The 10,571-nt window shown below is 65.3% G+C and carries 10 protein-coding genes; 4 read left to right on the top strand and 6 right to left on the bottom strand.

Annotation, left to right across the window (positions count from 1 at the left end):
• Window positions 1-157 precede the first annotated feature (157 nt).
• The 3 genes from BKY26_RS11520 to BKY26_RS11510 form a co-directional block, all read right to left on the bottom strand.
• Window positions 158-1,669 carry a tripartite tricarboxylate transporter permease gene (locus tag BKY26_RS11520; protein ID WP_071690538.1) on the bottom strand — a complete coding sequence of 504 codons (1,512 nt, stop codon included), beginning with the start codon at window positions 1,667-1,669 and terminating at the stop codon, window positions 158-160.
• Window positions 1,670-1,681: 12 nt separating this feature from the next.
• Complete coding sequence (locus BKY26_RS11515; protein WP_071690537.1) at window positions 1,682-2,173, bottom strand: tripartite tricarboxylate transporter TctB family protein; 492 nt, start codon at window positions 2,171-2,173, stop codon at window positions 1,682-1,684.
• A gap of 157 nt (window positions 2,174-2,330) precedes the next feature.
• A complete protein-coding gene (locus tag BKY26_RS11510) occupies window positions 2,331-3,314 on the bottom strand; it encodes a tripartite tricarboxylate transporter substrate binding protein (protein WP_131541843.1) in 984 nt (327 codons plus the stop codon).
• Between the two features lie 107 nt (window positions 3,315-3,421).
• Between BKY26_RS11510 and BKY26_RS11505 the strand changes: the two genes are divergently transcribed.
• Genes BKY26_RS11505 through BKY26_RS11495 form a run of 3 tightly spaced genes read left to right on the top strand, consistent with a single transcriptional unit; the run spans window position 3,422 to window position 6,464 of the window.
• Window positions 3,422-4,087 (top strand): response regulator transcription factor, encoded by a 666-nt coding sequence (locus BKY26_RS11505; protein ID WP_071690535.1) that lies wholly within the window; start codon window positions 3,422-3,424, stop codon window positions 4,085-4,087.
• Window positions 4,087-5,466 carry a sensor histidine kinase gene (locus tag BKY26_RS11500; RefSeq protein ID WP_071690534.1) on the top strand — a complete coding sequence of 460 codons (1,380 nt, stop codon included), beginning with the start codon at window positions 4,087-4,089 and terminating at the stop codon, window positions 5,464-5,466. The genes BKY26_RS11505 and BKY26_RS11500 overlap by 1 nt, the downstream gene beginning before the upstream one ends.
• Window positions 5,436-6,464, top strand: coding sequence for an ABC transporter substrate-binding protein (locus tag BKY26_RS11495; RefSeq protein WP_071690533.1), 1,029 nt, complete (start codon window positions 5,436-5,438; stop codon window positions 6,462-6,464). The genes BKY26_RS11500 and BKY26_RS11495 overlap by 31 nt, the downstream gene beginning before the upstream one ends.
• Here BKY26_RS11495 and thpR read toward each other — a convergent pair.
• The 3 genes from thpR to BKY26_RS11480 all read right to left on the bottom strand — a co-directional run bounded on the left by thpR (window position 6,461) and on the right by BKY26_RS11480 (window position 9,476).
• A complete protein-coding gene (gene thpR, locus BKY26_RS11490) occupies window positions 6,461-7,003 on the bottom strand; it encodes an RNA 2',3'-cyclic phosphodiesterase (protein ID WP_071690532.1) in 543 nt (180 codons plus the stop codon). The genes BKY26_RS11495 and thpR overlap by 4 nt on opposite strands.
• A gap of 190 nt (window positions 7,004-7,193) precedes the next feature.
• Complete coding sequence (locus BKY26_RS11485; protein ID WP_071690531.1) at window positions 7,194-8,399, bottom strand: aminopeptidase P family protein; 1,206 nt, start codon at window positions 8,397-8,399, stop codon at window positions 7,194-7,196.
• A gap of 138 nt (window positions 8,400-8,537) precedes the next feature.
• Complete coding sequence (locus BKY26_RS11480) at window positions 8,538-9,476, bottom strand: LysR substrate-binding domain-containing protein (RefSeq protein ID WP_158514331.1); 939 nt, start codon at window positions 9,474-9,476, stop codon at window positions 8,538-8,540.
• A gap of 93 nt (window positions 9,477-9,569) precedes the next feature.
• On the opposite strand from BKY26_RS11480, the gene BKY26_RS11475 reads away from it, so the two are divergent.
• Window positions 9,570-10,550, top strand: a complete 981-nt coding sequence (locus BKY26_RS11475) for a sterol desaturase family protein (RefSeq protein ID WP_071690529.1) — start codon at window positions 9,570-9,572, stop codon at window positions 10,548-10,550.
• Window positions 10,551-10,571 lie beyond the last annotated feature (21 nt).

Here is a 10,571-nt window from a genome sequence, read left to right as displayed (position 1 = left end):
AAATACTCCCGCCGGAGGCACGCAACGGTGCCCCCGGCGGATCATGCAATCTGCACTACTCCCTCACCACCCATCCGTGGCAACGCGGCCCGAGGAGGGCCCCGGAGGGGCCTGACGAGGGCCGCTCCCGGGTCGATGCCGAAGGCAGCGAAACCGCTCAGTCGTCCGCGACCCCCTCGGCCCGCAGCCGTGCCCGCCGGGCCCGGTAACTCGGCACAACGACCAGCAGCGCGGCGATGACCAGCAGTGCCAGGGTCATCGGGCGTTCCAGGATGAAGCCGAACCCGCGATAAAGCTGCATGGCCCGTGCGAAATTGTCTTCCAGCATCGTCCCGAGGATGAAGCCGATCAGCAGCGGCGCCAGCGGGTAATCCGCAAACCGCAGGATCGTCGCGACCACCCCGAAGCCCACCAGCAACAGCAGTTCGGTCGAGTTGTTCTGGCCGATATAGGATCCCATCAGGGTGAAGAACAGGATGAACGGGATCAGGTAGTTGCGCGGAATCGCGAGGATCTTGGCGATATAGGGAATAAGCGGCAGGTTCAGCACCAGAAGCACGAGGTTGCCGATATACATCGAGATGATGACCGCCCAGAACACCTCGGGCGTGTCGGTCATCAGCCGTGGCCCCGGCGTGACGTTCAGGGCGATGAGCGCACCAAGCAGGATCGCCGTGGTGCCCGAGCCCGGAATGCCAAGCGTCAGAAGCGGCACGAACGACCCGGTACAGGCGGCATTGTTCGCGGTTTCCGGGGCCGCAAGCCCCTTGACCGAGCCCTTGCCGAATTCCGCCTGTTCCACGCCCTTGGCGATGTTGCGCTCCACCGCGTAGCCTAGGAACGAGGCGATGGTCGCCCCCGCCCCCGGCAGCACGCCGATGAAGAAGCCCTGCAGCGACTGCCGCCCGATCACGGGGGCAATCGCCTTCGCCTCGGAGCGGCTGATCCGCAGGCCGGTGATCTTGCCGCTTTCCCCCTGTGCCGCACGGGCCGGGTTCATCACCAGGAACAGCGCCTCGGGCAGGGCGAACATCGCCATGGCCAGCGTGATGAAGGAAAAGCCTGATTGCAGCTCCATCACCCCGAAGGTGAAGCGCGGCATGTTGGACAGGGCGCCCTCGCCCACTGTGCCCATGATCAGGCCGAGGATCGTCATCATCAGCGCCTTGCCCACCTGGCCGGTGCCCGCAAAGGCGGCGATGGCCGACAGGCCCACCACCATCAACGCGAAATATTCCGCCGAATGGAACAGCAGGGCCACGCTGGACAGGGCCGGCGCGAAGATCATCAACAGGATCGCGCCGATGGTGCCGCCCGCGAAGCTGGCGATGGCGGCGATGGTCAGCGCCTTGCCCGCCATGCCCTTCCGGGCCATGGGATAGCCGTCGAAACTGGTCGCAACCGTGCCCGCGACCCCCGGCGCGTTCAGCAGGATCGACGAGGTGGAGCCGCCGAAGATGGCCCCGTAATAGACCCCGGACAGCAGGATCAGGGCCGCCGTCGGATCGCCCAGGCCGATGGCCACGGGGATCATGATCGCGATGATCGACATCGGCCCGAGACCGGGCAACATGCCGATCAGCGTGCCGATGACGCACCCGAACACCACCATCATCAGGTTCACCGGGGTGACGGCGGCGCTCAGACCGAGCAGAAGACCTTCAAGCATCGTGCTGTCTCCTTACAGGAAGCTGGGCAGCGGGCTCAGGTAGATGCCAAGCACCTCCTGCACCAGATACCAGATCGACCCCGCGGCAATGGCCGCGACGGGGATCATGATGTGAAACTTGCGTTCCCCGAGGATCGTCCCTCCGAGAACAAGGAACCCGATTGTGGCCCCCAGAAACCCGAGAGACCGCAGGGTCATCGCATAGGCGACCATCAGCGCCAGCAGGGCGATTGCCTGCCCGACGTGATAGTCCCCGATGCGGCTCAGATCGATCACCCCGTCCTTGGCCTCTTCGCCGTCCTTCGGCGCGGGTTTGGGGGAAAGAAGGACGAACAGGCCGACGATGACGCCCGCGATTGCAAGGATCTTGGGGAAGGTCGAAGGCCAGATCGGGTTGCGCTGAAGGATCGGCGGCAACAGGTGATCCATGGTGAAGAAGGCGGCATAGCCATAGACGCAGCAGATCGCCACGAATGCCAGCGCGATCCAGCGATCAAGCGCCATGTGTCATTCCTCCGTTTTCGATTGAGGCGGGCGGGGTGGGGCCAGAGCGGCGCGGTGCGCGGAAGGGCGGCCGCCCGAATCTCGGTCCGGATCGCGGTCCGGGGCGTATTCCCCCGGTCAGCCTCTGGCCGACCGGGGGCGTGGTTCAGGGCAGGGCTTAGAGGAAGCCGAGATCCCGCATCAGGTCGCCGATCTGGGTTTCCTGCGCTTCAAGGAAGGCTTCGAACTCGTCACCGGGACGGAAGATGTTGACCAGACCCATGCGCGCGCGCACGGCTTCCCATTCCGGAGTGTCCATCATGGTGGCCAGCAGGTTCTGATAGGCGGAGACGGTCTCTTCGGGCATGCCCGGAGCCGCGAAGAAGCCGCGCCAGTTGACGAACTGGGCGTCGATGCCCTGCTCGGCGAAGGTCGGGGCGGCGTCATAGGCAGCCACGCGCTCGGGCGCGGTCACGCCGAGGATGCGCACTTCGCCCTGTTCGGCCAGTGCCACCGCTTCCGAGAAGCCGGTGGACAGCGCGTCGATCTCGCCCGACAGAAGCCCGGCCATGGCCTCGCCACCGGCGTCATAGCCGATATAGTTGAAGGCGGTCGGGTCTTCGCCCGCAGCCTGCATCACGATGGCCGCCACCAGGTGGTCCATGCCGCCCGGCACCGAACCGCCGCCAATGGCGAAGTCCATCGGGCTTTCACGGTAGCTTGCCAGGGCCTCGTCCATCGAGGTCAGCGGGCTGTCGGCGGAAACGACAAGCGCGGCGTAGTCGCCAACGGTGCCGGCAACCAGCGTCAGGTCGCGGAAGCTCTGTGCGATTTCACCGGTCAGGGCGCGGATCACGATGGGGGTGGAATTCACCATCAGCGTGCCCTGGCTCGACTCTGCGTTCTCGATCAGGTGCGCAATGGCCACGCCACCGCCGCCGCCGGACATGTTCTCGAAGCTGGCCGTGCCGACGAGACCCGAGTTCACCAGCGCCTCGCCGGTGCCGCGCGCGGTGCCGTCCCAGCCACCGCCGGCGCCGCCGGGGATCAGGAAGTGGATGCTATCCATTTGCTGGTGGCCATCTGCCAGTGCAGGGGTGCCGAGGCTCATCGCGGCAACCGCCGCAGCCGCAAAGGCCCGACGGGTCAGGTTCATTTTCATCATTGTCTCCTCCCAGTTTGACAAAGAGGGGCGAGTGCCCATGACTGAAGGAAAGCACCCAAACCTGACATTCACCTGTCACGCGCACAGAAAGGCCCGCCCCGCCGATGAGGTTCCTTCTTGTAGAAGATAACCAGCAGCTCGCCGCCGCCGTGCTGGACCGGCTGGCGTTGGATGGCCATGTCGTGGATCACGCAGGCGATCTGGGCATGGCCGAGGACTACATCTCCGCCACCGATTACGACTTGATTTTGTTGGATATCATGCTGCCCGACGGCGATGGCCGCGACTTTCTGAACGCGCAGCGCGCTCGGGGAAAGGACACGCCCGTGATCGTCCTGACCGCCCGATCCGAGGTGTCGGACAGGGTCGGCGCGCTCGACATGGGGGCCGATGACTACATCCCCAAACCCTTCGATTTCGCGGAACTGGAGGCCCGCTGCCGCGCCGTTCTGCGTCGCCGCACCGGCACCGCGACCAATGTGAAGCGATTCGGCAACGTCGCCTTCAACGCGCTGGAGGGAACGCTGACCAATGGCGACAGGGTCATTCCCCTGCGCAATCGCGAACTGCGCCTGCTGGAGGTCTTCTTCGGTGCACCGGGCCAGATCATCCCCAAGCCCAAGCTGGTGGACCGGCTGTTTTCCTATGACGAGGACGTGTCCGAGAACGCCATCGAGGTCTATGTGGGCCGCCTGCGCAAGAAGCTGGAGGGCAGCGACGTGTCCATCGTTACCGTGCGCGGGCTCGGCTACCGGCTGGCGGTGCCCTGATGTGGCCCTTTCACGCCCCCGGCTCGATCCGTCTTCGGCTGACGCTGCAACTGCTGACCGGCGCCGCGGTGATGGCGCTGGTTCTGTTCCTGATCGTCTACAGTTTCGCCCGCCAGATCGGCGCGGAATCGCAGGACCGGATCCTGTCCGCCTCGGCCACCTCGATCCTCGACGCCACCACCGTTCAGTCGGGCAATATCAGCGTCGACATCCCCTATTCCGCCTTCACCATGCTGGACAACTCCGTCGACGACCGGGTGTTCTATCGCATCACCCAGGATGGCGAGGGGCTGACCGGCTATGACGACCTGCCTAGCGCCCGGCAGGATCAGGGCACCGGTCCGGCCTTCGACACGGTCACCTATCGCGGAGAAGAATTGCGCATCGCCACCCTGACCCGCCGCGTCTCGGTCGGGGGCACACCCACAAGGATCGACGTGACGGTTGGCCAGACCCGCGACGCGCAGGCCGACGTTCTGGCCCGCATCCTCAGGATGACCGTTCTGCTCGGCTTTGGCTTCTTCGCCGCCTCCGCCCTGCTGGCGATTCTGGCCGGTCGCAGCACTGCCGCCTCGCTGTCGCGGCTGGCCGAGTCGGTGTCGCGTCGCGGACCGCAGGATCTGCGCCCGGTGGTGGCCGAGGTGCCAAGCGAGATGCGCCCGCTGGTGGCCTCGCTCAACAGCCTCATCGCCCGGCTTTCCGCCGCCCTGACCCGCACCGAGGATTTCATCGCCGAGGCCGCGCATCGCGTCCGCACCCCGCTCGCCACCGTCCGCGCCCATGGGGAAAATACCCTGCGCCGGGTCAGCAAGGAAGAAAACCGCGTGTCCCTGCGCGAAATGATCCGCGCCATTGATGAGAGCAGCCGCGCGGCGGGGCAGCTTCTGGACCACGCCATGGTATCGCTGCGCGCCGACCAGCTGGAACTGTCGCCCGTCGCCCTACGCCCGCTGGTGGCCGACCTCGTGGACCGGCTGCGGCCCGTGGCGGAACTCAAGGACATGGACCTGAGGTTCGAGGCCAGCGAAGAGCAGGAAGTGATGGGCGACACGATCCTGATCCAGAACGCGGTGCGCAACCTTCTGGACAACGCCATCAAATACGCCCCCCCCGAGACCCCCATCGACGTGGCCCTCACCCGAGACGAAGCAACCGCCACCCTGACCATCCGCGACCAGGGGATCGGCTTTCCCGCGACCGGGGCCGATGCCCTGACAGGCCGCTTCGCGCGGGGCGAAAACGCCACCGGCGTCATCGGCTCGGGCCTTGGCCTGACCATCGCGGATGAGGTCGCCCGCGCCCATGGCGGCACCCTCACCATCGCCAATACCGAAGGAGGCCCCGGCGCATGCGTGCGTTTATCTCTTCCCTTGCGCTGATCCTGTCAGCCCTGCCTGCCCTGGCCTTCGAGATCGAAGAGAACGTGCAGTTCCCGGCGGCGAACCAGACGGCTGAACTGCGGGTGATCTCCACCGCCGATGCAGATCTGTTCGCCCCCTTCATCACCGCCTTCCAGGCGCTGAACCCCGGCATCGCGGTGGACTATTACGTCGTCAGTTCGTCCGAGATCATGGTCGCCCTGCAAGACGAGGGCGAACGCTTCGACCTTGCCATTTCCTCGGCCATGGACCTGCAGATCAAGCTCGCCAATGACGGGCTGGCCCTGCCCTACCGCTCTGGCGCCACGGGCAGCCTGCCGGAATGGGCAATCTGGCGCGACCGGGTCTTCGCCTTCACCCAGGAACCCGCGACCATGGTGCTCTCGCGCGCCGATTTCGCGGATATCGACCTGCCCCGCACGCGGCAGGAACTGATCACCGCGCTGCGCGATCACCCCGAGCGGTTCCGCGAACGGATCGGCACCTATGACGTGCGCGAAAGCGGGCTTGGCTACCTCTTCGCCACGCAGGACGGGCGGACATCGGAAACCTTCTGGCGTCTGGCGCAGGTGATGGGGGGTCTGCAAACGCAGCTCTACCGGGGCTCCTCCGACATGATCGAAGACGTCGCCTCTGGCCGCATCGCGGTGGCCTATAATGTGCTCGGCAGCTACGCGCAGGTGCGCGAGGACCTGCATGACCGCATCCACATCATCGCGCCCGAGGATTTCACCACCGTGATGATGCGCACCGTTCTGATCCCAGCCAATGCCGAAGCGCCAGAGGCGGCCGGGCGCTTCATCGACCACCTGATAGAGACCGCCTGGACCGAGGGCGGCGGTCGCTTCGCTTTTCCCGGCATCACGCCCGCGCGCCTGTCGGAAAATGCCAGCCTGCGCCCCATCCAGCTTGGCCCCGGCCTGCTGGTCTATCTCGACCGGCTGAAACGGCGGCAGTTCATCGAGGAATGGGAAGCGGCGATGGTGCAGCCCGGCTAGACCAGCGGATAAACCGCCAATGCCTCATACCGCGCGCCCTGATCGGTGAGGGTGGAGCCTTGCAGCGAGAAGCTGGTGGCGCGCGCGGTCGGCACCTCCACCACCGGTGGCGCTGTCAGGAAGCTTTGCAACGCCGCCGCCTCGCCCTCCGACATATGCCGCCCGAAGCGCACCAGCGTCACATGCGGTCTGAACGCGCGCCGTTCGGGCTGCATCCCTACCCGGCGGGCCATCCGTTCAACCTCAGCCTGTAGCGCGACCAGCGCAGGCACCGGCTCCACCAGCGCCGCCAGCATCCGCGCCTTGCCCGGCCCGAACCAGTCGATCCCCGCGAAGCGCAGCTCCGGCGCGGGCAGCCGCAGGGGTTCCAGCGCCATATGCAACTCCTCCAGCCGTTCCTCGGATTGGTCATCCAGAAACGAGAGCGTCACATGCAGGTTCTCCCACGGCACCACCCGCCCGGCCTTGAGGCCCCCCACCATCCGCAACAGCGGATCGCGGCAGGTGTCGGGCAGGTCGAGGCTGAGGAAGCTGCGCATGGTGTGGGATCGTCTTCAGGGCCGCGGTCAGTGGCCACTCTCCCCCCGACAAGGGGGAGAGACAAGGCCCTTGAAGGGCCTTCCACCGGAACAAATCCGGGCACAAGGCCCGGCTTCGCAAATGCCAATCCGTCTGTACGGGGGGTGTACAGGGGGTGTACGCCCGGTGTACGGGTGGCACCCCCTCTTTTCAGCCTACGACGTTGAAGCCGGGACCGTAGGGGTAGCCGGTGATATTCTCGGCCCCGTCCTCGGTGATGATCAGGATATCATGCTCCCGATAGCCGCCCGCGCCGGGCTGGCCTTCTGGGATCGTGATCATCGGTTCCATGGAAATCACCATGCCCGGTTCCAGCACCGTGTCGATGTCTTCGCGCAGTTCCAGCCCCGCCTCGCGGCCATAGTAATGGCTAAGCACGCCGAAGCTGTGGCCGTAGCCGAAGCTGCGGTATTGAAGCAGGTTCCGCTCGGCAAAGAAGTCGTTGATTTTATGGGTAACTTCCGCGCAGGACGCGCCCGGCTTCAGCAGGCTCATGCCGTATTCATGGGCGCCCACATTGGCCTCCCAATAGGCCAGAGAGGCGTCGTCCACTTCCTCCACAAACATGGTGCGTTCGAGCGCTGTATAGTAGCCCGATATCATCGGGAAGGTGTTGAGGCTGAGGATATCGCCCCGCTGCAGCACCCGGCCCGTGACAGGGTTATGCGCGCCGTCGGTGTTGATGCCCGACTGGAACCAGACCCAGGTGTCGCGGTACTCGGCATCGGGGTAGCGGCGGGCGATTTCCAGCTCCATCGCGTCACGACCAGCAATCGCCACGTCAATCTCTCTAACGCCTTGTTTTACGGCGTCTTTGATGGCGTATCCGCCCACGTCCGCCACGGCTGCGCCAGCCCGGATCAGCTCGATCTCGGCGGGCGATTTGCGCATCCGCTGCTGCATGGTGTGGCCCGCGATATCGACCTCGGAGGCCGGGTTCAGGAAGGACCGCATCTTGCCCTGTTGCAGCAGCGTCAGGTGGTCGGCCTCGTAGCCGATAACCTTTCCTTCACCTGTCACATGTAGGATCGCCCGCCAGAAGTTGTCGCGCTTCCAGTCGGTATAGGTGATGTTGTCGGTCGCGCCCCGCCGCCAGGGCTGACCGGCATCAATCCCGGCACTTATGGTCACGGCCTCGGACGCGGTCACGACCAGCGCATAGGGCCGCCCGAAGGCGCAGTACAGAAAGCCAGAGTAATAGGCGATATTATGCATCGAGGTCATGACGGCAGCATCGACGCCCTGTGCGTCCATGATCGCGCGCAGGCCCATCAGGCGGGCGTCATATTCGGCTTGGGTGAACTGAAGGGCAGGCTTGTCGCCATTGTGAAGGCGGTAGAATTCGGGACGGTCCATGGGAAATTCCTTCATATGACCAAGGCCCCGGCGTACAGGGCGGTCGCGGGGAGGGCCCGCAAGCAAGCGGCCATGCCGCCGGGGCGACGCCATCGCCCCTGCCTGATCCGCGCTATAGCGTGATTCAGCCCATGCCCGCTAGCCCTTTTGCGACACGATCAACTCGCGCGCTTTCGGCCCCTCGGCCCAGGCCAGCAGCAGGTCTTGCACCACCGCCACAGCCCGCTTTGGTCGCCCCTCTGCCCGGCCCAGAAGAAGGGTGATGGGGGGCAAGACATCGGCCAGTGGAACGGACGTCACCCCATCACCTGCATAGGACCGGTCGGTCCGGGGCCGCATATTGAGCACCGCCAGCCCGGCCCCGGCCCCCACAAGGCTGCGCACCATCTCGGTCGTGTTGGCGCGCGCGGCTATGTTGGGCGACAGGCCCCGGTCGCGGAACAGGGCCGTCACATAAGGTTCTGCCACCGGCCGGTCGAGCAGCACCAACGGATAGGCCGCCATATCGGCCAGTGTTGCGCCCCCGCGCGTGATCGGATGACCGAGCGGGGCCAGAGCGTATGGCGGCAGGTCCAGCAGCTTTCGGGTGGCTATCCCGGCCCGGACAGGCGCGGCGGCAAAGAGGATCAGGTCAAGCCGCCCCGCCAACAGCGACGCCTGCGCCTCGTCTGCGGAACAATCGGTCAGAGTGACCTCCAGCCCCGGATTCGCCCGTTGCAGCGGGATCAGCAGGCCGGGCAGGAAGGCGGGCGCAACCGGTGCGTAATATCCGATCCGCAGCTGGCCCGAGAGCGTAGCCGCCCCCGCACGCGCATCCTCCAAGACGCTGTCGCAGTCTTCCAGCAACGCCCGGAACCGCGCCGCAAGCACCCGGCCTTCCCCGGTCGGCGCAATCCCCTTGGCCCGTGTCCGCACAAGCAACGCCGCGCCAACCTCTGCCTCGACCTGGTCCACCGCCGCCGCCACGGCCGAGGCTGCGATGTTCAATTGCCGCGCCGCGCCCGCGATTGAGCCTGCCTCGACCGTTGCGGCAAAGGCCGCCATGGCGCGTAGGGAGAGGCGGGGGGATGGGGGCATACAGCACCGAATCAGATTTTGATGACCTGATAATACTAATTTTCCGATGTTTGACCGCATGGCACAAACAACACGCGAACAAGGAGCCCGACCATGCAGGACAACACAGACCAGATCCCTGGCTGGAACCACGTTCCCGACGTGCCCATTCAAGTCTCCCCCTTCTTCAGCTGGCCGCCCGACCCCGTCCGCATGGCGCGCTGGATCGCGGCCCGCTGGCTAGGCATCGCCGAAAACGTGCTGGTCCTGGCACTGGCCACGATCAGCTGGCTCTGGTTCCAGCCGCCGCTGGAGGTCACGGCCACGCTGGCGCCAGGCTGGATCTTCGGCCTGTGGATCCGGAATATGGCGCTGATGATCCTCGTGGCCGGGTCGCTTCACTGGTTCTTCTACATGCGCAAGGCACAGGGCGAGCGGCTGAAATTCGACCCGCGCGACCTGATGATCAAGGGCAGACAATTCACCTTCGGCGGGCAGGTACGCGACAACATGTTCTGGAGCCTTGGCAGCGGGGTCGGCTTCTGGACCGCCTATGAGGTTTTGATGTTCTGGGCCATGGCTAATGGCTATGCGCCGCTGCTGTCGCCCGCGGAACACCCGGTCATCTTCATTCTGTGGTTCCTGCTGACGCCAGTGTGGATTTCCTTCCATTTCTACTGGGTGCACCGGGCGCTGCATTGGGGGCCGCTCTACCAGATCGCCCACGCGCTCCATCACCGCAATGTCAACGTGGGGCCATGGTCGGGCCTGTCGATGCACCCGGTCGAACACCTGATCTTCTTCAGCTCGATCCTGATCCATTTCATCGTGCCCGCCCACCCGCTGCACATTCTGTTCCACATGCAGCATCAGGCACTGACGGCGGCGACCTCCCACACCGGCTTCGAAAACCTGCTGGTGGAGGACAGGAAACGCCTCGCGCTTGGCACCTTCCACCACCAGATGCACCACCGCTATTTCGAGGTGAACTACGGCAACCTGGAAATGCCCTGGGACAAGTGGTTCGGCACCTTCCACGATGGCACCAAGGCCGCGCATGAGAGGCTGAAATCGCGCCGTGGGCGGCGCGCTTAACCCCTTTCCAACCGCTGCCGT

This window comes from Nioella sediminis, assembly GCF_001879695.1.
GTDB lineage: Bacteria > Pseudomonadota > Alphaproteobacteria > Rhodobacterales > Rhodobacteraceae > Nioella > Nioella sediminis.
This window is presented reverse-complemented; position numbering and strand designations above follow the sequence as displayed.

What these genes read in the sequence shown, in the direction of transcription:
- BKY26_RS11520 (WP_071690538.1), bottom strand. Translation starts at nt 1,669, where the DNA reads ATGCTTGAAGGTCTTCTGCTCGGTCTGAGCGCCGCCGTCACCCCGGTG.
- BKY26_RS11515 (WP_071690537.1), bottom strand. Translation starts at nt 2,173, where the DNA reads ATGGCGCTTGATCGCTGGATCGCGCTGGCATTCGTGGCGATCTGCTGC.
- BKY26_RS11510 (WP_131541843.1), bottom strand. Translation starts at nt 3,314, where the DNA reads ATGAAAATGAACCTGACCCGTCGGGCCTTTGCGGCTGCGGCGGTTGCC.
- BKY26_RS11505 (WP_071690535.1), top strand. Translation starts at nt 3,422, where the DNA reads ATGAGGTTCCTTCTTGTAGAAGATAACCAGCAGCTCGCCGCCGCCGTG.
- BKY26_RS11500 (WP_071690534.1), top strand. Translation starts at nt 4,087, where the DNA reads ATGTGGCCCTTTCACGCCCCCGGCTCGATCCGTCTTCGGCTGACGCTG.
- BKY26_RS11495 (WP_071690533.1), top strand. Translation starts at nt 5,436, where the DNA reads ATGCGTGCGTTTATCTCTTCCCTTGCGCTGATCCTGTCAGCCCTGCCT.
- thpR (WP_071690532.1), bottom strand. Translation starts at nt 7,003, where the DNA reads ATGCGCAGCTTCCTCAGCCTCGACCTGCCCGACACCTGCCGCGATCCG.
- BKY26_RS11485 (WP_071690531.1), bottom strand. Translation starts at nt 8,399, where the DNA reads ATGGACCGTCCCGAATTCTACCGCCTTCACAATGGCGACAAGCCTGCC.
- BKY26_RS11480 (WP_158514331.1), bottom strand. Translation starts at nt 9,476, where the DNA reads ATGCCCCCATCCCCCCGCCTCTCCCTACGCGCCATGGCGGCCTTTGCC.
- BKY26_RS11475 (WP_071690529.1), top strand. Translation starts at nt 9,570, where the DNA reads ATGCAGGACAACACAGACCAGATCCCTGGCTGGAACCACGTTCCCGAC.